The organism is Aerococcus sp. UMB7834 (assembly GCF_030215145.1).
Classification (GTDB): domain Bacteria; phylum Bacillota; class Bacilli; order Lactobacillales; family Aerococcaceae; genus Aerococcus.
This window is the reverse complement of the sequence record NZ_JASOLI010000006.1, coordinates 97,074-119,989: the sequence shown is the minus strand read 5'-3', so window position 1 is coordinate 119,989 and position 22,916 is coordinate 97,074. Positions and strand designations below refer to the sequence as shown.

Here is a 22,916-nt window from a genome sequence, read left to right as displayed (position 1 = left end):
CTAAACCTCCTTACTTAATTGGTCATAGTCTTTAGCTAAAGAAACAATGGCTAAGATCACTTGAATGGCTTTCTCCATGGTTTGCACCGACACATATTCATAGCGCCCATGCATATTCTCTCCGCCAGCAAAAATATTTGGCGTAGGCAGGCCGCGATAAGTCAGGATAGAGCCATCTGTTCCCCCACGAACCGCTTCAATATCCGCTTCGATTCCCACAGCCTCAAAGGCCTTCTCTGCGAGATGGACAGGCCGCATATCTTCAGCCAGGATGCTGCCCATATTATAATATTGGTCCGCCAGATCAACCTTAACGACTTCTTGATCAAAACGATTGTTGAAATCTTTTTCTAGGGCCAAGATTTTATCTTTCTTAGCTTCAAAAGCCTCAGGGTCATGGTCGCGGATAATATAGGCGGCCTCAGCTTCTTCGACCGTTCCCGACAAGGATAAGAGGTGGTAAAAGCCTTCCCGACCTTCTGTTTTTTCTGGGCGAGCCTCTTCAGGTAGGGCCGCGTGGAAGTCCATCGCAACTTGTAGGGCATTAATCATCTGGTCCTTGGCTGTTCCAGGATGGACATTTTTACCAGAGAAGTGCAATTGAGCGCTAGCCCCATTAAAGGTTTCATATTGTAATTCGCCAAGCGGTCCCCCATCCATGGTATAGGCGAAGTCGGCAGCCAAACGTTCCACATTGAAGCGTGTAGCTCCCATGCCGATTTCTTCGTCGGGTCCAAAGGCTAATTTAATATCGCCGTGCTTAATTTCTGGATGCGCCATCAAATAGAGGGCTGCTTCAATAATTTCCACAAGTCCTGCCTTGTCATCAGCTCCCAAAAGAGTGGTCCCATCGGTAGTGATCAAGGTCTCACCAAGGTAGTTCTTTAAGCTAGGAAAAACTTCTGGGTCCAGGCTATAAGAGCTGTTGCCTAGGGGAATGACGCCCCCATCATAATCTTTCACCACTTGTGGTTGGATGTTCTCGGCGTTGAAGTCAGCTGTATCCACATGGGCAAAGAAGGCAATCACAGGGTAAGTATGGTCAGGATCATTGCTTGGCAGCAAGGCCGTCACATAGCTATCATCGCTATGATATGCCACATCTGATAGGCCGAGCTCCTTCAACTCTTCCGCTAAGTCTTTGAGAAAAACGACCTGTCTTTCCGTAGAAGGGATTTGATCCGCACAACTTTCATCTGAACGGGTATTAATCTTGGCATAACGAACAAAACGATCGATAATATTTTGGTAAGAGATTTCTTCAGTCATTTGACTTCCTCCTTAGTAAACAAAAGTAAAAGGATCCGTATTTAATTGGCTGCTAGCATAAGCTAGGGACCAATCTTCTTCTTCGATCCAAGCCGCTAGGACTTGAGCCAACTTATCCTTGCAGATAGACTCCATATGGTGGCCAGGGTCAATCACATTCAAGCGGTTGGCTATCATATCATGCCCCGTATGGTAGGAAACATCTGCGGTAATATAAACATCCGCACCCTTGGCTATGGCATAGGGATACTCATCAGCCCCAGAGCCACCAAGCACCGCCACCCGTTCCACTTCTTGGTCCCAATTCCAGACCACAGCCCGCAAGGCATCGACTCCTGTCCGCTCCTTCACTAAGTCTACATAATCTCTAAAGGGCATAGGAGTCTTCAATCGACCAACCCGGCCGATGCCTAGAGTCTGTCCCTTATTAGCTAAGGGAAGCAGATCAATCACTGCTTCTTCATAAGGATGGAGTTGGCGAGCTAGGTCTAAAGCAGCTGACAGCTCAGATTGGCTAACCAGGAAAGAGAAGACAACTTCATCAACAGAGGTTTCTTCCTGAGCTGAACCAATATAAGGTTGAGCCTGGTCCAAGGGCCGGAAATGCCCCTGTCCCTTAGAAGTAAAGGAAACCTGGTCATAGTTGCCAACCTGGCCGTAGCCAGCCGCAAAGATAGCTGCCTGGTAGTCCGCTAAGTTTTCTTGGGGCAGGTAAACCTTGATACGGTAATTTTTATCTTCCTGGTAGCCGTATAAGACCTCGGTATCTACAATATCGTAAGCCTCTGCCAGCCAGTCGTTCATACCTCCCCAGGCCGCATCGAGGTTGGTATGGGCTGCATAAACCGCAATACCGTGCCGAACCAACTCAGCATACATGGCTTGCTGGGGATCATCTTCAGTTAGCCGTTTAGGCGCCTTAAAGATGGGCGGATGGTGGGCGAGAATCATATCGCAATCCTTTGCAATTGCCTCCTCAACCACTTCTGGACGCACATCCAGTGTCAAAAGTACTTTGTGAATTGCCTGGTCCAAAAAACCAAAATGCAAGCCCACTGGATCTTTCCCCAAAGCTAGGGACTCAGGGGCAAAACTTTGAAACTTTTGAACGATATCTCTAACAGTTACTTTAGTCATCTTTAATCTCCTCCTCCATTATGCGGATCTGCTCTTCAATTAATTCTTGGTAGTGTTTAAAACTCGCCTGCTTCTCCTGGTTTGTCGATTGCCTTAAGGATTGGTTAATACCTTTCGCATGCTTCAGTCGGCGGTAGAGTTTTTTATGGAAAACTTCTGGATTAGAAGCCTTGGTAAAGGGACCAAAAACGAGGGCCTCTTCACTTAAAGAAGGAACACTTTCGCTATAATCAGCCACAATAATTTCATAAATTTTTTGATTTTCTTCTAAAATATACTCTGCCGTAATCTGATAGTGGTTGGCTTCCAACCAGCGCCGCAATTCCGCCTCTCCCACATTGGGCTGGAGAACCAAACGCGGACCTTGGTCTAATTTCCCTTGGGCCAGGCCAGCTGCCAGTATGTCCACAATCAATGAACCGCCCATCCCTGCAATGACAATGCAGCTTATCCGATCGCTTGCTTGAATAGCAGCTAAACCATCGGCTAGGCGAACTTGGATACAATCGGCTAAGCCACGCGCCTGAACGGTAGCCAAGCTCGACTGGTAAGGCCCCTCGGCAACCTCCCCACAAACTGCAGCCTCTACACGGCCAGCTGCCACTAAATAGCTAGCAAGGTAGGCATGGTCTGAACCAATATCAGCCAATCGTGCTCCCTGAGGAACATAGTCCGCAACCTTAGCTAGACGTTTCGATAAATGTTCACTTGTCATATAGTCTCTCCCTATCGCAAAAAGATTTACTTTCATTATACCATTAATTTACTTGCCATAAATCTTTAGGAATCTGTCATCTGCTCAAATAAAAGAATCTAATAAAAATTTATTTGCAGCTCTTTGTATTTTTGAGTCAACAAGGCCTTATTCAACTGTCTTTACTCTAAATTAAAAAAATATTTTACAAAGTCCTGTAAAAGGTCTATAATAGGAATATCGTTTCGCTGGATTAGCTCAGTTGGTAGAGCATCGCATTCGTAATGCGGGGGTCACAGGTTCGAATCCTGCATCCAGCATTTTTCACAATCTAATAAACCCTAATAGGCTTTAAATCAAGGTTTATAGGACTTACATTTCCCTAGTAGACCCTATTAACCGCTAGTAAATCACCCCAAAAACTATACATTTGCTATAACTTTTTTATCACAAACTCACGTAGCGCAAGGCTTTCAAGATTAATTTGCTATAACTTTGTAAACAATAGGCTTTGTATATCATATTTATATTAAATGTAAAAAGAGGAGGCTAATACAGTCTCCTCTTTTTTGTATACATTAATAAAATACACGCAACCATAGACTGAGGCCTTAAGAAAGTTTGCGCTTTAATTTCTTCACATGCTATGGTTACGTGCAAACTAAGTGTAACATATTTAGTTGATAACTCGCAAGCATGATATCACAACTCGATACATTCTTATTGAAATAAAATATACTAAAACAAATGTCACCCTGTATATATTTTAAGTTGACATTTGTTGTTCTTTTAATTATACTTTAAACATCAATAAACATGAGGTGTCAATGAATGAATAACAAAAGAAGTAAAGACCTGACAAGCATTGCCATTATGATTGCTATTATCATTGTTTTAGGGCTCTTCCCCCCTATCCCTCTTGGTTTTTTACCAGTACCGATTGTCCTGCAGAACTTAGGAATCATGCTCTCCGGAGCCCTACTCGGGGCGAAAAAAGGCAGTGCAGCGGTGGCAGGTTTTCTGATCCTAGCAGCCATTGGTTTTCCAGTTTTAACTGGTGGCAATGGGGGGCTTCAAGCTTTCTATGGACCATCTTCTACCTATCTCCTCGCTTATCTCATTACAGCTTTCCTCATAGGCCTTGCCCGAAACCATCAATTACTTAGCCAGGATCCTCCCCTCTTTGTCCAATACTTGACTATTTGGATTCCTGGCGTCTTGCTCACTAATCTCATTGGTGCGATTGGAATGAGTCACTTCGGCAATATGCCCTATCTAACTGCCGCTGCCAGTACAGTCGTTTTCTATCTTGGCGACTCGATCAAAGCTTTCCTAGTTCTCATCTTAGTCAAAAGGCTCGATAAGCTTGCAATTTTTAAATAGGCCCGACCTTTGCGAAAAATCAACTAGCGATTCTATTATGGAATCGCTTTTTTAATTAATTTTAAAACTGAAAAGAGCCCCACTACTGAGGCTCTTATCAATTACTTATATTTATTCAAGGTGTACTTCCCGGTTAAATAAAGCCAGCTTCTTTAATTGCTTCTTTTGCTTGATCTTCTTTGGCTTCGTTAACCATAACTACTGGACCTGTACAGCCCATACCACTTTCAGCATAGATTCCAGCTTTCCAGCAAGCTTGTACGGCTTCTTCAAGATCTAAGACATCGATCCCAGCAATGGATACTGAAACAATTTCTTTTTCTGGAGCTGAAACTTCTTCTTCAGCTGCTGGACTAGACTTAACTTGTAGGTCATCACGGATTTGATCAAGACCTGCTTTTTTAGCTGCTGCATATTCCTGTTCGCTAATCGCAATCAGATCACCTTTAGCCACTTCATAAGCATAGGTCAGAGCGTTCTTAATGACATTAGCTCCGGATGCGCGAGAAACGATACAAATATTGAATTCATAGCCCTCTCCAATACTAGGACCATAGCCATAACCAGTTGCTTCATAACTCCCACCAGTGTTAAAGGCTGAGAATACTTTCATTAACAGGTTCCCCGTTAAGGTATCGGTGACAACAACATCAACCGCTGCTTGTAGGAGGTCGTTTCCTCGCAGGATAGCGCCCCCATCAGCACGTTTAGATTCACCGAATGTGAATTCATAGCCCTTAGATTGGAGCTCTTTCAAGGAACGTTCAACCTTATTAGCTCCATCAACGTTCAGAATACCAAGTGTTGGCTTGTCATAGCCACAAGCTTTAGCTACTGTAACCCCATTAATAGCATTCAGAACCATGGCCTCTTCACGATTTGTAGCTGTTGTACCCGTTGTCGTCGCAATGAAAACATCCTTGCCATTAGCAGGCGCTTGAACACGTCCTACTGTGGATACCCCAATAGGAAAAGCATGGTGCAAGGTCACACAGCCTTGGATGGTCCCATCAGCTAAGAGTTCTTCTACCTTATCTGAAACACTCTGCTCGTCATCCGCTTGATAGAGTTCATATTGGTCGGTCCAGTCGTAAGCTGAACCAATCAAAACGAGGTCGAATAAGTTGTCTTTTTTAGCAGCCTCAGCCGCTTCTTTCATGACTTGGTCGCCATGTTCTGAACCATTAATGGTCAAACCAATTTTAAATTTTGGCCCCATTTGACCGCTTTCTAGAGCATCAGCTAATTCTTCAAAGACTTCTTTAATCGTTGATTTTACTTGTTCTGACATTGTCACACCTCCTACTCTTCCGAAAGGTTTGCTGCAAAGTCACGTAAAGCATTAGCAAGTTCGGATTTCACAGCTTCTTTGAAGTCCGTATTCTTAGCTTCTTCGACTTCTCCACTATTCCGCTCAACAATAACAGATAGACCGTCGAAGAGGTTGGTCATACGGCCTAAGAAAAGGGAGCCTTTACCGATGATCATAGCACGGTTCTTGTCACCGCTAGTTAAATCTTCAATAGCAAAGCCTAAGTATGGCACACCTGAAGGAATGTGACCCTGAGTTGGTGCCCAACCCGGAATTCCTTTTTCTTTTAAGAAGTTTGGAAGTTCAGAGCGTTCGAGTTCTTTACGCATAACCCCTAAAGCACCGATCATTTTCACGTTAGCTTCTGGCACATTACCTGCCCCTGCTGGAACAGTGATATCAGGATTTTGCATTTCAGAAGAATAAACATCGATATCATTAACAGAAAGGCCTGCATGGTCTAAGGCATCCCCTACTAAAGCTGTCATTACTTTTTGAGGACTCGAACCGCTTGAAACCGTGTGTTTACCGATTAAGTCAGTATGTAGAATTGGTGACTTGCCATCATTTTCCCCTACAAGAACTGCGAATCCACCAACTACATCTTCTAGGATCGGCATGTCTTTTTCGACGTGAGACTTACCATTCATCCCTAATTTCGCAGTAGATCCCCCAGCCACAACAACCACGTTTTTATGGGTACCTGCTGCTACCATTGATGCCGCTGAAACTAAGGCGTGGGTTGGCGCTGCACAGAAGCCGCGGACGTCTGAACCAGAAGCATTAGCACAGCCACATTTTTCAGCGATTGACTTGGCAAAGTTCCCCCCACCGCGTTGGTTAATATCACCGCAGGCTTCTTCAGAGCACTCAATAACATAGTCAACATCTTCTGGATTAATATCTGAATCAGCAAGTAAGTGGCGCAATGATAAGATACCTGACGCCTTAACGACTAGGTTTTCAAGCATGGTATGAGCATTTAAGTTCACATCGTATTCATGTGCTCGGTGAACACAGCCAACTAGTTTATCTTCATAGTAAAGAGGCTCAGCTTCAAATTCGTCAATATGTTTTTCAATATTCTCAATTGTATCTACTTGTTTAATGCTGTCAGCATCTTCTTTGAACAATTCATTGTCCTTAAGCGCTGCTTTTACTTCTTCAGCAAAAGATTCTTCTAAGAAGACTAATTCAAAAACATCGGCAATTTCTAATAAGCCGTAGAATTCCTTTTCAGGTAAAATTTCCCCAAAGCGGCCGTGGCGCTTACCTTCTACGGGCTTGTCATACCAAGGGAATTCAAGTTCAGATAACTCATCTGGGGTCATGTTCCCGATATAAACCTGGTTGGGAGCATAGTTAACCACTTCTTCATATGAGCGGATATGTTCTGGAGCTTTCTTCAAGTATTCGCTATCAGGATTAACCAAACGTTCAGTTGTTTGTGTGGAACCATTTGCCATAATCATATCTGGAGTGTGCACTAACACATAACCCGCTGCTTTTAAACTTGCATAATTCATTGTCATTCTCCTATCTTTTAAGTCGATTTCTAGTAAGCGCATTCAAAATGCGCTAAATTTTTCCTTGCGCTTTATGTTACATTTTTCACAATTGAAGAAATGATATGCTCTCTTATGGGTTAGCTAAGAAATAAAAAATGGGCACCGGTGTGACAGATTCACGCCGGTCACCCATTTTAAAAAAATACTTTAAAATTGTAGTGATAATCTTAGTATTTAGAGAACTGATCGCGAATTGATGTCATCTCTTCACAAATAGCGTCGACATCCAATACCATTTCCATCATTCCAATTTGATCATCGTAAACATCTTCATTTACGGATTCTTTGAACTCTGGTTCTACTGCATGGCAGAATGCCAGACCTAATTGTACTCCTGTCAATGGGCCTGCATAAGTCGGGTCACCGTTGGTTACGGTTTCAGCTGCTAGACCAGCAGATTCTGCTTCCGCACCACCAATTAACACGATAAGGTTTTCAGGGCCATGTTTTTCAGCTGCTTCTTTAACTCTGCGTTGATTTTCCAAATCCATTGCTCCCGCAGCCGTTCAGACAAAGCACTCCGTAGATGAAAAAATAACTTCTGCTGGTGTATCCGCTAAACATTCTTCCATAGCTTCGCCAGGAATACCGTCACGGTCACCAATGATAAGAACTTTTTTGCCGTTCCAATCAATAGCCATATCAATTCCTCCTTTAAAACTTGGTTCCAATAATTAATCACTCCAAATAGTCATTAACTATGTGAACCATTAAATTATCTTACAATCTTATTATAACGTCCTATTTGAAAATGTCAACTTTTTCATCCATAAAACTTGGGCAAATTGTTTTATTGACTTGAAAGAAAGGGCTTAACTTTTAGAGAAGAGATCTTTTAAACAAGTTGTAATCAAAGCGTTTTCTCCTTCTTGAAGAGTTCTGACATCAAAAGAAAGCAAGCCATCATTCAAACGCGCAATAATATGGTCAGGGCTGAGCCGCAGTTGTCTTTCAAGTTCCGTACCGGAATAATCAGCATGTTGGAGACTAACCAAAGCTGTGTCAAGATAGACACCAGGGAAAGCCCCACCCCCAACCTGGGATTTTCCAGCAATCACTTTGACATCAAAGCCGACTTCCAACTGATCAATCTCATTCTTTAACTGCTCTGCCTTGGACCACAGCTCTTCTTGTGAAGCTCTAATCATAGCTAGGGTTGGAATTTCCGTTAAGGCGCGATCTTTGTCTAAATAAAGGCGCAAACTTGCTTCAAGCGCAGCAATAGACATTTTGTCTGTTCGTAAGGCTCTCAAGAGGGGGTGTTTCTTTAATCGATCAATATAAGTCTTTTTGCCGGCAATAATCCCTGCCTGGGCTCCGCCCAATAATTTGTCCCCGCTAAAGCTCACCAAGTCATAGCCCGCTTCAATCATCTCCGAAACGGTAGGTTCATAGGGTAAGCCAAATTCTTGCATATCGACTAATAAACCACTCCCTAAATCATTAAAGATAGGCAGGTCATTTTTCTTGGCTAAAGCAACTAGGTCCTCATCTGAGACGGCTTCCGTGAAACCGATCAAACGATAATTAGAGGTATGGACTCTCAAAATAGCCCCCGTATCCTCTGTAATTCCCTCCGCATAGTCTGCAATGTGGGTCTTATTGGTCGCACCAACTTCAGCTAAGTAGGCCCCACAGCTGCGGATGACATCCGGGATACGGAAGGCACCTCCAATCTCTACGAGCTCGCCCCGTGAAATCAGGACTTCTTTGCCTTGCGTTAAAGCGGTTAGCATTAATAGGACGGCTGCTGCGTTATTGTTGACTAAAAGGGCATCTTCTGCCCCTGTCAATTCGACAATAATTTGACGGATATGTTGGTAACGGCTGCCTCGGTGGCCCTCTTCTAGATCATATTCAAGGTTGCTATAGCTTTGTGCTGCCTTAACCACTTCATCCACTGCTTCATCAGCCAAGAGAGAGCGTCCGAGATTAGTATGGATTACGGTACCAGTTGCATTAACCGTACGCTTCAAGCTAGATTCATAAATAGCTTCTAAACGTTTTTCCCCGCGCTTGAGGATATCAGCTTCACTAATGACTAAATCTTCTCCGGCTAGGATTTTTGTGCGAATGTCATCCAAACTTTCTTCCAAACATCTCTTTATCAGATAGTGGGGATAGCTTTCTTGCCAGTCATCAACTTGATCGAGACTGAGCAAGTGATTCATTGCAGGTAGATCGGATAATTTAGATTTCATATAGCCTCCTTTTTATTTCAAGATACGGACATCGCCTTGACGTTTGGTAATACCTTCTTTATCTAAATGTTCTAGAAGTTTTAACGCATATTTCCGGCTGGTTTGGAATAAGTCCCGGCATTCTGCTAAGGAAATACTTCCATTAGCGCTAATATGATCTTTGATTTTTTGGACGGCTTGCTGGTAGATCTCCATATCTAGGTAAGTATAGCGGTCTAATTGGAAAACCTGGTCACCGACTAGCATATTTAAAAGATCATAATAAGCTGGATCTTCATGGGTCAATTCTTCTACTTCTGGTGGCGCCATTGCGCTTTCCTTGAGCACCTTAAGAATTTCTTCTTTGATCTTCTCTTCTTCACCCGTTAATTTAATTTCAAAATCAGCTAAGCGGATAATATCATCTTCGAGCTTAATCTTCCCATCAGATTCTAATTGCTTAGTAATGGTATCCAATTCTTTAGCCGGCAACTTTTTAAACTGCGAACGAAATTCTTCAATCGGCATCCCTCGACGTAAACTTTCTTTATCGTGGTAGTGAGCCAATTTTTCACACATCTCATCAGCCAAGTCCTGGTAACGATCAACAGCCATATAGAAATGACCAAAACCTAGCAGTTGTCCCTCTTCTAACAAGTCATCGACAATTTCTTGGCAGGAAGTCATCGGTAGATTGAGATAGTCACTCATTTCCTTAACACTGCTTAAGCCATGAGCTCGGTGTTTCATGAAATCCATTAGAATATCTGCTGTATCGCCCTCTTCTTTAATCTTAAGGCTTTCAATGACTTCATCGTTAAAGCGTTTGTGCTTCTTAGGACTTGGATCTAAGACAAAGCCACCCCCTATGGTATAAACGGGTGAATAGGAACGAATAATAAAGCGATCATCTTTTTTAACGGCCAATTGCTCTTCTAAGCGCAATTGGACAAAGGCTTCTTCACCAGGCATGATAGCGCCCACACCTAGGGGCACAATACGCGCCAGCACTTCTCGAGTTCCGATATTCAAATGGACACGGTCCCAGAGTTCAATCATTTGGTCCGAATCTTCTAAGCACTTCAATTTCACATCGAGCATCCATGACAGTTCCAGTGGCCCAGCTGAAAGCACATCGCCTCTTGAAATCTCGTCTAAACTTAATTTAGTTAGATTTAAGGCCGTCCGATTGCCCGCGTGAGCCACCTCTTGGTCTTCTTCATGGATTTGAATAGTACGAACCTTAGTTTTTTGTCCACCAGGATAAACCGTCAGCTCGTCCCCAACATGGATTTTTCCCTCAATCAAAGTCCCCGTGACCACTGTCCCAAAACCTTTAACAGAGAAGGCCCGGTCCACATTCATCCGGGCAGGCAGGTCAAGGTTGTTGCTTTCCAGATGTTCACACTTCTCAGTAATCAGCGTACGCAATTCCTCAACCCCATAACCTGTCACCGCATCGGTTTCAACAATTGGTGCATCTTCAAGTACCGTGCCCTTAAACTGTTCATGGATATCTTCTTTAACGATTTCAAGCAAGTCGGGATCAACACCATCCACCTTCGATAAGGCAATAATAAAATCTTCTAAACCGAGCAAAGTTAATATATCAATGTGTTCTCGGGTCTGTTGCATAATCCCTTCGTTAACATCAATGACCAAGAGAGCAAAGTCAATCCCAGATACTCCAGCTACCATGTTCTTAATAAAGCGTTCATGGCCGGGTACATCGACAATCCCTAGACGTTCTCCATTGGCTAAGTCCATATAGGCAAAGCCCAAGTTAATCGATAGGCCCCTTTTTTTCTCTTCATCTGTTGTGTCGGTTTCGATACCAGTTAAGGCTTTAATTAAAGTCGTCTTCCCGTGGTCAATATGACCAGCAGTTCCCATGACAAATTTTTCCAAAGCGTCCCCCCCTAATTCCAATCTAGCGCTGTGTATTGTTTGGACCGTCCTTCACCTTCAATAAGATATAAACCAGTTCCTTTCCTTCTTTCCTGGGAGAAAAACTGGTTTATGTCTTCGAAATTTGTATTTTTAATGCGTAGGGCTAAGCCACAAGCTGCAGAAATCGATTCAGGAGTAGGAACTAAGCGGGCCGAAAAGCCCGCTTCTTTAAATTCCTTTTCACCTTGCATAGCAGCTTGAGCGCCCTTAAAAGTTAGTAAAAAAATCGTCATAAGCTGACTTAAGGTTGAACGACACGGTCATAAGAGTACATATTTTTAACTATTTCGGTCATATTGGAAATTTCACCAATTGCTACCTTGTCTTCTAGTTCAAAATAGTTGACACAAGTCCCACAAGTACCAATCCAAACGCCTTTGTCAGCTAAAAGTTCTAAATCTTCTACCGTATCAGCGCCTTTTTCAACCAGTAAAGCCCCAGTGTTATAGAATAAAATCTTTTCGGGTAAGCTTTCTTGTTCCGTTAAGTTATGGATAAAAGCTTTCATTAAAGTTTTGCCCAGTTCTGGATCGCCGTGGCCCATTTCATTACTTGATACAACGACAATATACTTTTCACTCATTTACAGTCTTCCTTTCCTATTCATAAAGTACTTACTCAACAATGATGGCATGACTATCTCTTTCCACAAAATGCCCCACTTGCCAAGCAGAAACACCAGCAGCTTCTAGGCTAGCCATAAATTCCTTAGCCTTATTCTGAGACAAACTAATTAATAGGCCGCCCGATGTTTGTGGATCATACAAGATATCTGCCAATAAAGCATCCTCTGCTTTAATCAAAATATCCTTACCGAAGTGGTTTAAATTGCGTCCAGCACCACCCGTCCGGATGCCTTTTTTAGCACATTCAAGGGCTTCTTCAATATAAGGGACGGCTGAAGCATCGATTTTGGCTGTCAGGTTAGCCTCCACCATTTCCATAAGGTGGCCTAGGAAACCAAAGCCCGTCACATCGGTACAAGACGAGATTGGGAAATCCTCCATCACTTCTGCTGCGTATCTATTTAGAGTGCGCATAGATTCCACTGCCTCATCAAAGGCAGCTTGGCTACACTCCCCTTTATTGTGGGCTGAGGTAATAATACCGACCCCTAATTTTTTAGTGAGGAAGAGAACATCCCCCGCCTGTGGTTGGTTATTTTGTAAAATGCGTTCAGGACTAACCAAACCCATTACGGATAAACCATATAAAACAGAATCATTATGGATCGAATGGCCCCCAGCGAGAACCCCGCCAGCTTCTTGAACTTTTTCAGCGCCACCTTGCATAATCTTTTCTAAATCAGCGAAGGATTTGTTGCGTGGATAACCGACAATATTCATTGCTGTGGCAACGCGACCACCCATCGCATAAACGTCACTCAAGGCATTTGTAGCTGCAATTTGACCGAATAAATAAGGGTCATCAACAACAGGTGGGAAGAAGTCCAAGGTCTGAATAGCAGCGACATCATCGCTAATCCGATAAACTGCTGCATCATCCGCAGAATCGTAGCCTACCAAAAGCTGGTCATCATGGTTTTTAGGTAGCTGGCTTAGCATCTCTGAAAGGTGTCCCGCACCTATCTTAGCGCCTCAGCCCCCACAAGTTTCTAATTTATCTTCTTCGTATTTCTTTTGATCGACCATTGCATCAACTCCTTGATTAATTCTTCTTAAGGCTAACAGTCTATTTATGAGTGAATAGCCTGTCTCATGTATAATTTACCACTTTTTTGCCCTAGACTCAAACGAATCACTTTGCTTTTTGTGATTCTTTTAATAAATTTTTGAGATTTTTTTGACTGGCAAAGACCTTTTTCAGTAAGGGGTTTCTTTATTGTCTCGTCTTCAATTTAAATGCTTTTATAAGATAAAGCGATTGAATAATATTTATTTCGTGTTACAATAACTATGTGAATGATTATGTTTGCGCATAATCGCGATTTATTAAAGAAATTTTATAACTCACCTATAAAATTTTCATGGAGGTTTAATCATGAATAAAAACAATTACCTAAGAAGTCGTGCACGTTGACCAGATTTGTGAACAAGTTTGTTAGCGTTTTTTCTACCTTTCAATTCTTGAAGGGCTAAATTTAAATTTTGAGAGGTATATATGCAAATTATTACAAACAATCCACAAGTCAAAGAAAAGATCTCTGCTCCTTCATTAAGAGTACGGTTTGTCGATGGCGAATATCGTGATGTTTTGGAGAAAGCTAGGGAGGTAGTCGTTGACGATAAGGTTTCCTTACTAACTCATCCCCTAAGCAGCAGTTTGAAACCCAATGAAACCTTTTATAAGTCAATCGCCCTAACTGATAAAGCGAAAGCAGCTATCGATCTAGAAAGTCTTGAAATGATGGAAAATGCCATTTCAGTATATGATAAATTTTCTGCACAAGAAAAAAGACCTGACTGGAATGAAGCAACACTCAGAGACTTTAGCTTAATTGACCTTGATCTGATTCAACATGCACTTGAGCGGATGCAAATCCCGCCACATTTTATGTAACTTTTAACATAATTGAGAGGTGAGTTTATGAAATTAGAATTTGGAGAAATTCAAATTAAGGATGTCGTATTAACTAACGAATCCAAAATTGAAGATTCTGTTCTATCTATTAATGAGCAAGAAGTCAAAGACTTAGTGCTTGAAGACGACCGCTTCGAATCGGTTGAAATTGAAATCGCCAAACCAGGTGAATCTGTTCGTATTACTCCAGTTAAGGACGTTATCGAACCCCGTGCGAAAGTTGATTCTAAAGCCGGTGTTTTCCCAGGTGTTATTAACCGAATAGATACTGTCGGGGAAGGTAAAACAGTTGCTCTTAAAGGCTGTGAAGTTATGACAGCTGGGAAACTGGTTCGTTTCCAAGAAGGTATCGTTGATATGAGTGGTCCTGGCGCAGAATTAACACCATTCTCTAAAAATATTAATATTGTTTTAGTGGCTCAACCTGTTGAAGGCATTGAAACCCATGCCCATGAAGAAGCTCTACGTTTAGCTGGTTTAAAAGTAGCGAACTATTTAGGCCAATTAGGGACGGAACTTGAACCTGACAATGTTGAAGTCTATGAAACTAAACCCATCTTTGAACAGGCCAATGAATATCCTGACCTGCCAAAAGTTGGCTACGTTTATATGCTACAAACCCAAGGCTTACTCCATGATACCTACGTTTATGGTACCGATGCTAAGCATATTGTCCCAACCATTCTCTACCCTACTGAAATCATGGACGGCGCGATTATTTCAGGTAACTGTGTGTCTGCATGTGACAAGAATACAACTTACCACCACTTAAATAATCCAATTATCAAAGACTTGTATGCTCGCCACGGTAAAGATATCAACTTCATGGGTGTTATCATCACCAACGAAGCGGTTTACCTTGCTGACAAGCAACGTTCTAGCGATTTCACAGCTAAATTAGCGAAGTTCTTGGGCTTAGATGGCGCTATCGTATCTCAAGAAGGTTTCGGTAACCCTGATACAGACTTGATTATGAACTGTACGAAGCTTGAAAAAGCTGGTGTTAAGACTGTTATCGTAACCGATGAGTATGCCGGACGCGATGGATCTTCTCAATCCTTAGCAGATGCGGATCCACTAGCAAACGCTGCTGTTACAGGTGGGAATGCCAACGAAGTCATTACCCTACCTGCAATGGATCGCATCATTGGAACGACAGAATATGTTGACATTATCGCTGGTGGTGCAGAAGGTAGCTTGAAAGAAAACGGTGAAATCACTGTTGAAATTCAAGCGATCACTGGGGCAACCAATGAGTTAGGCTTTAATAAACAATCTGCTCGTTTTGTATAATTTAATAAGGAATCAAAGGAGGTTTATAAATGACTAAACGTGTTGTTCACTACATCAACCAGTTCTATGCTGGGATTGGTGGTGAAGAGAAAGCAGACACTAAACCCTTTAAAGAAGATGGTCCTAAAGGTCCCGGTCTTGGTCTAAATGGTCCTTTAGAAGATGCCGAAATCGTCGGCACTGTTGTCTGTGGTGACTCTTACTTTAATGAAAATATCGATACCGCTTTACCAGAAGTTCTAGAGATGATTAAATCTTATGAACCAGATCTCGTGATTGCAGGTCCTGCCTTCAATGCTGGACGTTATGGGATGGCCGCTGGTGCAGTCGCTAGTGAAGTCATTACTGAGCTAGGCATTCCTGCAGTAACTGGTATGTACGAAGAAAACCCAGGGAAAGAAATGTACAGCAAGACAGCTTATATTGTGCCAACAGGTAATTCAGCTGCCTCAATGCGTAAAGCAATTCCTGCCATTTCTGGACTGGTTAATAAAATATTAGCTGGGGAAGATGTGACACCAGATAAAGACGGTTACTTCCCTCGCCACCGTCAAAACTATCAAGCAGAAGAACGCGGCTCTTTACGTGCTGTCAATATGCTGATTAAGAAATTAAATGGCGAAGAATTTACTACCGAATATCCAATGCCAGAATTTGATAATGTGGATCCAGCTCCTGCCCTCAAGGACCTTAAGAATGCAACCATCGCCCTCGTAACATCCGGTGGTGTTGTACCAGAAGGCAACCCTGACCACATCGAATCATCTTCCGCATCTAAATTTGGCGCTTACAATATCGAAGGCGTTAAAAACTTTAAAGACGGTTACGAATCTGCCCACGGTGGTTATGATACAACTTACGCAGATGAAGACGCTGACCGTGTGTTACCGCTCGATATCTTGCGTGAAAAAGAAGAAGCGGGCGAAATTGGTAAAGTCTACAATACCTTCTTCACGACAGTTGGGAACGGTACTGCAGTAGCTAGCGCTCGCCAATACGGTGAAGAAATCGCTAACCAATTGAAAGAGGATGGCGTTGATGCCGTTATCCTCACCTCCACCTGAGGTACCTGCACGCGTTGCGGAGCAACGATGTATAAAGAAATTGAACGCGCTGGTATTCCAATCGTTCATATGTGTACTGTTACACCTATTTCTCAAACCGTTGGGGCGAACCGGATTGTACCTACAATCGCTATTCCTCACCCACTCGGTAACCCAGAATTAAGTCCAGAAGACGAACATAAACTTCGCTTAAACTTAGTTAACAAAGCTCTAGATGCTCTACAAACTGACATCAGCGAACAAACAATTTTTGAATAAATGTTCTTAATAAGACTAGCTTAAATCAAGCCTGATCATACGCACAAAAACGACTCGGTTTCGAGTCGTTTTTTAATGGCCTATTTTTAAGTGTTTTCTAAAATCCTATTTAAAGCCGACCGGTCATTTATGTGAATACGACGACCATAGATTGAAATTATTCCATTATTGGTCAAACGTTTTAACTCTTGATTTAAAGAAGACCGATTCACCAAAAGTATATCTGAAAAGAGTTCCTGAGTTCCTGGTATCCTAAAATTATCTCTCTGGTCACTCGAAGTTAGGAGCCAGAAAGCCAAGCGTTGGGATACTTTAGGATAGCTAACTGTTTGAATGACTTTCTTGTTTTTTAAACAATATTTAGAAACAAATACCAATACATTTGACATAAGTTTTGGATCAGCATCAATACAGGCCTTTAGCTCCTCAACAGGTAAACAATATACTTGAGCCTGTTTATGGCAATAAATATTATAAGGGTAAGTTGTTGCTCCCCCATAGATCAAATATAAGGGAAAAGCGTCATAGCCGAAGTAATATGACGATACAATTTCCTTACCATTCATTAAATATTCATTTGTTTTAAGACATCCCGATGCAATGACATAGATATATTGAATCGGATCACCCAAAAAATTAACTCGCTCACCTACTTTAAAATTTTTTACTCTTATATTCATTGCATTAATTAGGTCAACACTTTCCTTACTAACATTTTGAAATAGTGAAAAATTTGCTAATTCCTTATAGTACATCCTCACACCTCTAAACCCATTTTAAAAGTAATGTTTTATAAATGATAAGTTTATTTTATCATTTAAAAGCTGAATTATTATTATAAATAGATTTTTTAAAAATAAATTTAAATAAGGGAAGAGTCAGACTCTCCCCCCTCTAAGTTATTCTTTCTTAAAAACAGTCGGTGAGGCGACATCAGTTGATAGCGCACGAATCGCCCGATCTACTAATTCATCTCTAAGGTTCGCTTCTCTGTCATCTAATTCAGGATTGCCCACAGGATAAGGAATGGCTATAGTTGGTACAATTCTATTAGCACCAACAGACTCCGAAATAGTAGTAATCGTTGCCATATGCACTATAGGAATTCCAAAACGTTCAATTTCTTTAACAATCGTTGCACCGCAACGCGTACAGGTCCCTCAGGTAGAAGTTAGGATGACGCCGTCTACTTTTGCATCTGAAAGTTCTTGACCGATCTCTCGACCAAATTTCTCAGAATTTCCGACAGAAGTCCCTGTCCCTGTTGTTGAGTAAAAATACTTGTAGATATCTCCGATAGTCCCCTTCTCTTTTAGGCGGTACAGTTCATCTAAAGGTGCAATACGGTCGGCCTTATCATTCGCATAAACTGGGTCAAAGCCCCCATGAACAGTAATAAATTTACCTGCAAGCTGAGTTAAATTTGAGACATCATATTTTACCCATTTCTGAGCAGAAGCGGATTGCAAGTGGTCAGGGTTACCCTCAGGAACAATTCCCCCTGTTGTGACCAGAGCAATTGTCGCATGCGGCATATCTGTAATTGGACTTGCTGCTTGGACATAATCGAATTCTGGCATGGGAAGCTCAGTTTCATAGCTTTCATTATGCAGACGTTTTAAGAGCATTTCGCTAGCTCGCTCAGCTCCTGTTTGATTAGAAAAGACCGTCAAACGACGCCCCTGCATCATAAAGCCATCTTCTTCTGCTAAAATTTCTTTACCAGCCAAGATTTTAGTTGCTAGCTCAACCATAGCAGGTAAAGCCTTACGCATCGATGCCGCTGAATCACCAGTGGGAACGATATAGGCATGGCTACGGCATTGTGCTACGGCTGGATTTTCATGGTACATCCCAGTAAGAACCGTCGTTTTATCTTTTAGGGTATTCGCAACACCTGCACAAGCCATCCCATAACGCCCTGCATTAAAAGCAGGACCAGCGACCACTAAATCTGGCTGGAGCTCATTATAGCTCTCCATAATAAATTGTTGGGCAAGTTCTAAATTTTCATTGAAGTAATTATCCCCACAAATAATAGTATGGGTCACTTCTCCTTCTTCTAATTGCTGGGAAAAAGCCATAGCTGGTCCAATGGCACCTTCAACTAAACGCGGTTCTATATCAGCTTGATCTTCGCCCCCAATTTGACCAAAGAACTGGTTTAAATAATAGAGTACTTTTTTCATTATTAGCCTCCTCCCTAATGTAATTCGACAGTAAGATTATGGTAACCGATTTCAGATGTAGCTCCAATTACCGCATTTAGCTCACAACTAATATTTCCTGCCTCATCTAAGCTACCTTCCCAACCTCCTGAGAGATTAGCAATTGCTTTAGCATCTCCTAAAACCTCTTCAGCAGCTTCCAAATGGATAAGGTGAGAAACGTTTCCGGTTGAAATCACTGCCTTAGCTTCTTCTTTAGCATCTGCTAGAGGCTGAGAATCACCATCCCAACCTGAGCACTCATCCGTAATCAAAACTGTTTTAATTCCTGAATTCTCTAATCCTTCGGCAATCATTACTAAATCCGAATCAGGATTTCCATAGCCTTCCTCAGAGACAATGACGCCATCCAGACCAAGCAACTGGCATAACTTCACGGTATAGTCAGCTGTTCTAAACTTGCCGTCCAGAATGGTTAATTCTGGCACAAGAATTGAACTAACAAAAACTAAATCTTTGCCATGGCGTTTAAGTAATTCTAAGATAACGGAATTATTTTGGTGTTGGTAGGTCGTTATCTTATCGCAAGCTGCCACACAGTTCCCCGATATAACCGCTCCATCCAACTCTTCCAGTGGGTTCAGCAGAGTGGGTAGAATTTGCTTAGCATCCACTCCATAAATATAACCATCATGAAGGAGACCCTGAGCAATTAACATCTCCACATAGGCAACCCGTGGTAAATTAGGATATTTTTCCAAACTAGTTTTCACATCTTCAATCTCAAAAGACTCACTTGAGTTTGGACTAATGCCTTCTAAAGCAGCTCCCAAATATTCACTCGCCTTAAGCCCAACTAACCGGCAAGCTTTTTCATGTTCGTGTGGTTCAAGGCCTTCTTCCGGCTCAATGTTAACAACGACATTCAATGTTTGTGAGAATGGTGTCCACTTAGCTCCCTCGCCCCACATATCAATAATTCCCTCTTGGAAGCCAACAATATCCCCCACAGTAACGACTGCTACATTCTGCATTTTTTTGGTGCTTCCCTGACCTAATTGTTCAATTTCTCCAGTTACCCCAGGAAATTGATTCCCCCGTCCAATTCTCAAACGAGGTTCAATCACATCCTTGACAGGAATTAAACGCTTCTTTTCACCGGGCCGAGCCAAGACAATTTGAATCGCTTTGACCTGGTCAATCGCCATTAATTCAGCTATCATTTCATCTCGATTAATATAGAGCTGGTCGTCTTTGATCTCTGTTTTTTTGCCAAAATCAATTTTTTTAATAACAACATTTTGTAATTCAAGTTTCATCTTCACACCTCTTTACAGGATGTCCGGCCTAAAGGTCAGCTAAGGCTACCATCAAAAGTTCCTGGTCAAGTCGCTGGTAGTCGGTTAAATTTTTAAAGTCAGCTTGTCTTTCTCCCAGAGTCCTTTGATAAAGATCCATTGACTGTTCAATGATCTCATAGCTCTTATCGTGACTCACATCAGCTAAGATAACGGATCGTACAGGAGATAGCATCATCCGTAGAGAAGCCGGCAAGGGATGTGTCAGAGGACGCCAACCAATATGAATCAGATTGCGTACTTCAATTAATACATCCCAAAAGCCACCTTCTACAAAATGCAAATAATCAACACGCTTTAATAAGCTTTCATTATTGGATACAATGATATATTTCACGGATTGCAACTCCTAACTTGCTATTCTCCTTTATGGTATTTATCATAGCAGACAGTATAAGCTTTAGGGCGGATATACCTACCTTGCCCTTTCTCACCAACTAGCTCCCCTCTTTCAGCCATTAATTGACCTCTAAGATAAACTTTGTCGGCAATTCCTTTTTGTTCAAAACCTTCAAAGGTGTTATAGTCAGTACCTTCGTAGCTATTTTCTACTAAAATTTTGCCTTCATAGCTTGGGTCCCAAATGAGAATATCAGCATCAGAGCCAGGAAGTAAAGCCCCCTTCTGAGGGTATATTCCACATAGTTTGGCCGGATTTTCCATACAAAGACGTACAAAATCTTGTTTTGAAATTCGTCCTTTTTCGACGCCTTGTGTCCATACCATGTAAAGTCGGTCCTGCATACCAGGGACACCATTAGGAATTTTCGTAAAGTCATCTATTCCACGTTTTTTAGCTTTTTCAAAGCCCCCTACAACAGCTGCATGGTCGGATCCAATACTCATCAGAGTGCCATCTTCTATGGCCTTCCAGACCGCTTTAATATGTTCTTTTGGACGAATAGCAGGACCGCATACCCACTTAGCCCCTTCAAAGTTATCTTTTTCCAAGTAAGAAGTATCAATAGCTAGATAGTGTGTGCAAGTTTCGCCGTAAACAGGCTGCCCTTCATTTTGGGCGCGTTTGATATTAGCGCATGCACCTGCTGTGGTATTGTGAACAATAAAAATGGGGCAGTCAGCTAACTTAGCTAGATAAATTAAACGCTGAACCGCTTCATCCTCTACTGTTGGAGGTGAAGAGAGATAGTGACCAATCGGCTTAGTCACACCTTCTTCCACTAATTCATCTTTCAGAACCTCAATCATATCTCCATTTTCGCAATGAACCCAAGGCGTAATGCCATAATCTTTACAGATTTGCATCGCCTTAAAAATTAAATCATCTTCCACATGGAAGGGGGTACCATTATAAGCCATAAAGAATTTGAGATTAACGATACCATTTTCAACCATCTTAGGAATTTCATCTAATAGAGCTTCGCTAGTATCCATAACCATCCCATGGAAGGAGAAATCGGGAGAAGCAGTGCCTTGAGCTTTTTCATCCTTATGGCGGTGGAAAGAATTAATCACCGTATCCCCCTCGTCCTGAGGTGCGAAGTCAACAATAGTTGTTGTCCCCCCTACCAAAGCTGCGTGAGAAGTTTCAAAACCGTAAGTATCAAAAGGCCCCATATGGACATGCTCATCAACCCCACCAGGAAAAATATATTTCCCACTGGCATCAACCAATTCGTGATCTGCTGGGTCAATATTTTCTGCAATCGCTTTAATTTTTTCATCTTCAATGAGGATATCTGCTTGGTATTCAGCAGTTGAAGAAACAATTGTTCCGTTCTTGATTAGTAAAGCCATGTTCTGCCTTCCTTTCTTGCCATATATTTTAGATAAGAAAACCCGCAAGCATGCCTTAAGGGCCTTACGGGTTCATATGTTTAGGCACAGCCCTAAGTGCTATGCAATTTGTCTTAATTTAATCATTAGCACGTTCATGCTTAGTATAAACGCTAGGATCAATGCCTTCTAAATATTTAACGACTTCATCAACTTCCCAAACATCAGCAAATTTAGCCTCCATGTCAAAGAGGTTCCATTCAATAACTCCAGGTACACGGTCGCCAACTGTGCCACGAGGAATTAATGTTTTATAGCCATAACCTGTTGAATCCATTACGGTGTGACGTACACAGGCACATGCTGTTGCTCCCATTACGATCAAAGTGTCTACTCCTAAGAAATTCAAGGTTTGATTTAAATGGGTGCCGAAGAAATTAGAAGCATATTTCTTATGAATAACTGGTTCTTCTGGCTGAGGATCTAATTTAGGATCAATAGCCATCCAGTAATCATCATGAATATCTAAGGTGTGCATAGGAATCTTTTCATCCCAACGTGGTAGGTCCCATTGCTGTTCACCCCAATAGCCAGTCGTTGTATGAAAGATTGGAATGCCTGCTTTACGCCCAGCATTTAATACTTTTAGTGCTTCAGCACAGACTTCTTCAGAGTGATCACAAGTGAAGGGGTGGCCTTCTGTCATCCAAGCTCTAGCCATGTCAACTGTTGTGATGGCTGGTGCCTTACCGACACCCATTTCACGCATGAAACCACGTTCTTTATAAATCTTACGTGCTTCTTCAAAGGCTTCTTTTAAACCTGCTTCATCGAAGCCATACTCATCAACATATTTGTAATCTGGATTTTGTTTCTCAGTCATTAGTTTTCCTCCTAATAAAATCAAAAGCTGATATCACAGCATTACGAAAGCGCCTCCGAGAAGTAAACACTTGGGCAAGGCTAAAATCAAATATAGCGCTTACATTTTTCCTAATGTTTTC

Annotated in this window: 21 protein-coding genes and 1 tRNA gene; 5 read left to right on the top strand and 17 right to left on the bottom strand. The window is 42.0% G+C overall.

Annotated features, from left to right (window positions below; all coding sequences use genetic code 11):
• Genes pepT through QP339_RS06315 form a run of 3 tightly spaced genes read right to left on the bottom strand, consistent with a single transcriptional unit; the run spans nt 1 to nt 3,121 of the window.
• Nucleotides 1-1,257 carry a peptidase T gene (gene pepT / locus QP339_RS06325; protein ID WP_284910886.1) on the bottom strand — a complete coding sequence of 419 codons (1,257 nt, stop codon included), beginning with the start codon at nt 1,255-1,257 and terminating at the stop codon, nt 1-3.
• Between the two features lie 24 nt (nt 1,258-1,281).
• Entirely contained in the window at nt 1,282-2,406 is a 1,125-nt protein-coding gene (locus QP339_RS06320) for a Nif3-like dinuclear metal center hexameric protein (RefSeq protein ID WP_284910840.1), read from the bottom strand.
• The gene (locus QP339_RS06315; RefSeq protein WP_284910839.1) at nt 2,399-3,121 is read right to left on the bottom strand and encodes a tRNA (adenine(22)-N(1))-methyltransferase; all 723 of its coding nucleotides are present in this window, start codon (nt 3,119-3,121) and stop codon (nt 2,399-2,401) included. Before QP339_RS06315 ends, QP339_RS06320 begins: the two co-directional genes overlap by 8 nt.
• Before the next feature lie 226 nt (nt 3,122-3,347).
• On the opposite strand from QP339_RS06315, the gene QP339_RS06310 reads away from it, so the two are divergent.
• A tRNA-Thr gene (locus QP339_RS06310) sits at nt 3,348-3,420 on the top strand.
• Between the two features lie 511 nt (nt 3,421-3,931).
• Nucleotides 3,932-4,483 (top strand): biotin transporter BioY, encoded by a 552-nt coding sequence (locus QP339_RS06305; protein ID WP_284910838.1) that lies wholly within the window; start codon nt 3,932-3,934, stop codon nt 4,481-4,483.
• A 133-nt stretch (nt 4,484-4,616) separates the two neighbouring features.
• Here QP339_RS06305 and grdD read toward each other — a convergent pair whose 3' ends face one another.
• The 8 genes from grdD to selD form a co-directional block, all read right to left on the bottom strand.
• Nucleotides 4,617-5,774 (bottom strand): glycine/sarcosine/betaine reductase complex component C subunit alpha, encoded by a 1,158-nt coding sequence (grdD, locus tag QP339_RS06300; RefSeq protein ID WP_284910837.1) that lies wholly within the window; start codon nt 5,772-5,774, stop codon nt 4,617-4,619.
• Nucleotides 5,775-5,785: 11 nt separating this feature from the next.
• Entirely contained in the window at nt 5,786-7,321 is a 1,536-nt protein-coding gene (grdC, locus tag QP339_RS06295) for a glycine/sarcosine/betaine reductase complex component C subunit beta (protein ID WP_284910836.1), read from the bottom strand.
• Nucleotides 7,322-7,530: 209 nt separating this feature from the next.
• Nucleotides 7,531-8,004, bottom strand: a complete 474-nt coding sequence (gene grdA / locus QP339_RS06290) for a glycine/sarcosine/betaine reductase complex selenoprotein A (protein WP_083294294.1) — start codon at nt 8,002-8,004, stop codon at nt 7,531-7,533.
• A 171-nt stretch (nt 8,005-8,175) separates the two neighbouring features.
• Nucleotides 8,176-9,564, bottom strand: coding sequence for an L-seryl-tRNA(Sec) selenium transferase (gene selA, locus QP339_RS06285; RefSeq protein WP_284910835.1), 1,389 nt, complete (start codon nt 9,562-9,564; stop codon nt 8,176-8,178).
• A gap of 12 nt (nt 9,565-9,576) precedes the next feature.
• Nucleotides 9,577-11,451, bottom strand: a complete 1,875-nt coding sequence (gene selB, locus QP339_RS06280; protein ID WP_284910834.1) for a selenocysteine-specific translation elongation factor — start codon at nt 11,449-11,451, stop codon at nt 9,577-9,579.
• An 11-nt stretch (nt 11,452-11,462) separates the two neighbouring features.
• Nucleotides 11,463-11,726: a putative Se/S carrier protein gene (locus QP339_RS06275; protein ID WP_070617001.1), complete on the bottom strand. Its 264-nt coding sequence runs from the start codon at nt 11,724-11,726 to the stop codon at nt 11,463-11,465.
• Nucleotides 11,727-11,734: 8 nt separating this feature from the next.
• A complete protein-coding gene (gene yedF / locus QP339_RS06270) occupies nt 11,735-12,076 on the bottom strand; it encodes a sulfurtransferase-like selenium metabolism protein YedF (protein ID WP_284910833.1) in 342 nt (113 codons plus the stop codon).
• A gap of 31 nt (nt 12,077-12,107) precedes the next feature.
• The gene (selD, locus tag QP339_RS06265) at nt 12,108-13,082 is read right to left on the bottom strand and encodes a selenide, water dikinase SelD (protein ID WP_284910885.1); all 975 of its coding nucleotides are present in this window, start codon (nt 13,080-13,082) and stop codon (nt 12,108-12,110) included.
• A gap of 532 nt (nt 13,083-13,614) precedes the next feature.
• On the opposite strand from selD, the gene QP339_RS06260 reads away from it, so the two are divergent.
• From QP339_RS06260 to grdB, 3 genes are read left to right on the top strand one after another with little or no spacing between them, the layout of a single operon-like run.
• Nucleotides 13,615-14,013 carry a GrdX family protein gene (locus tag QP339_RS06260; RefSeq protein WP_284910832.1) on the top strand — a complete coding sequence of 133 codons (399 nt, stop codon included), beginning with the start codon at nt 13,615-13,617 and terminating at the stop codon, nt 14,011-14,013.
• A gap of 27 nt (nt 14,014-14,040) precedes the next feature.
• Nucleotides 14,041-15,327 carry a glycine/sarcosine/betaine reductase component B subunit gene (locus QP339_RS06255; RefSeq protein WP_284910831.1) on the top strand — a complete coding sequence of 429 codons (1,287 nt, stop codon included), beginning with the start codon at nt 14,041-14,043 and terminating at the stop codon, nt 15,325-15,327.
• A gap of 29 nt (nt 15,328-15,356) precedes the next feature.
• Nucleotides 15,357-16,649, top strand: a complete 1,293-nt coding sequence (gene grdB / locus QP339_RS06250; protein ID WP_083294292.1) for a glycine reductase complex selenoprotein B — start codon at nt 15,357-15,359, stop codon at nt 16,647-16,649.
• A gap of 86 nt (nt 16,650-16,735) precedes the next feature.
• Here grdB and QP339_RS06245 read toward each other — a convergent pair whose 3' ends face one another.
• The 6 genes from QP339_RS06245 to QP339_RS06220 all read right to left on the bottom strand — a co-directional run bounded on the left by QP339_RS06245 (nt 16,736) and on the right by QP339_RS06220 (nt 22,795).
• Complete coding sequence (locus tag QP339_RS06245; protein WP_284910830.1) at nt 16,736-17,404, bottom strand: Crp/Fnr family transcriptional regulator; 669 nt, start codon at nt 17,402-17,404, stop codon at nt 16,736-16,738.
• Between the two features lie 144 nt (nt 17,405-17,548).
• Nucleotides 17,549-18,838, bottom strand: coding sequence for a glycine/betaine/sarcosine/D-proline family reductase selenoprotein B (locus QP339_RS06240; RefSeq protein ID WP_284910829.1), 1,290 nt, complete (start codon nt 18,836-18,838; stop codon nt 17,549-17,551).
• A 14-nt stretch (nt 18,839-18,852) separates the two neighbouring features.
• Complete coding sequence (locus QP339_RS06235; protein ID WP_070616993.1) at nt 18,853-20,136, bottom strand: glycine/sarcosine/betaine reductase component B subunit; 1,284 nt, start codon at nt 20,134-20,136, stop codon at nt 18,853-18,855.
• Nucleotides 20,137-20,164: 28 nt separating this feature from the next.
• The gene (locus tag QP339_RS06230; RefSeq protein WP_284910828.1) at nt 20,165-20,512 is read right to left on the bottom strand and encodes a GrdX family protein; all 348 of its coding nucleotides are present in this window, start codon (nt 20,510-20,512) and stop codon (nt 20,165-20,167) included.
• Nucleotides 20,513-20,532: 20 nt separating this feature from the next.
• Complete coding sequence (gene hydA / locus QP339_RS06225) at nt 20,533-21,933, bottom strand: dihydropyrimidinase (RefSeq protein ID WP_284910827.1); 1,401 nt, start codon at nt 21,931-21,933, stop codon at nt 20,533-20,535.
• Nucleotides 21,934-22,051: 118 nt separating this feature from the next.
• On the bottom strand, nt 22,052-22,795 hold the full coding sequence (locus QP339_RS06220; RefSeq protein ID WP_070431744.1) for an isochorismatase family protein: 744 nt from the start codon (nt 22,793-22,795) through the stop codon (nt 22,052-22,054).
• Nucleotides 22,796-22,916 lie beyond the last annotated feature (121 nt).